Raw genomic sequence first — 675 nt, 5'->3', positions numbered from 1 at the left:
GCCGGTCAAGATGCGCCTCGTCTCCTACTCCTTCGCCGGCGTGGAGCCCGAGGTCATGGGCTACGGCCCGATCCCGGCCACGGAGAAGGCGCTCGCGCAGGCGGGCCTGTCCATCTCCGACATCGGCCTGTTCGAGATCAACGAGGCCTTCGCCGTCCAGGTCCTCGCGTTCCTGGAGCACTACGGCATCGCCGACGACGACGCCCGCGTCAACCAGTACGGCGGCGCCATCGCGTTCGGCCACCCGCTGGCCTCCTCCGGCGTCCGCCTGATGACGCAGCTGGCCCGCCAGTTCGAGGAGCAGCCGCACGTCCGCTACGGCCTGACCACCATGTGCGTCGGCTTCGGCATGGGCGCGACGGTCATCTGGGAGAACCCGCACTTCGAGGGGGACAAGTGAGCACCACCGCTGAGCTTTTGAAGGGTGCGGCCGAGCTGTTCCCGGGTGAGGTCGTCACGCAGGCGCACGTGCGCCACTTCGACCTGCCGCTGGGCGCCGGGCGCTTCGCCCTGATCACCCTGGACAACGGCCACGACCACACCAAGCCGACCACCCTCGGCCCGCAGTCGCTGGCGAACATCGACGCCGCGATCGACCAGGTCGAGAAGGAGGCCGCGGACGGCGAGATCGTCGGCGTCGGCGTCACCGGCAAGCCGTTCATCTTCGCGGTCGGC

General features: G+C 69.6%; 2 pseudogenes. Both read left to right on the top strand.

Annotated features, from left to right (window positions below):
• Positions 1-400, top strand: a pseudogene (locus tag LPA54_RS34420) (acetyl-CoA C-acyltransferase); the annotation flags it as partial.
• Positions 397-675: pseudogene (locus LPA54_RS34415) on the top strand (3-hydroxyacyl-CoA dehydrogenase); the annotation flags it as partial. The pseudogenes LPA54_RS34420 and LPA54_RS34415, both read left to right, overlap by 4 nt.

Source organism: Streptomyces sp. DH12, assembly GCF_020873895.1.
GTDB lineage: Bacteria > Actinomycetota > Actinomycetes > Streptomycetales > Streptomycetaceae > Streptomyces.
The sequence above is the reverse complement of the archived record's forward strand: the minus strand, read 5'-3'. Positions and strand labels throughout refer to the sequence as shown.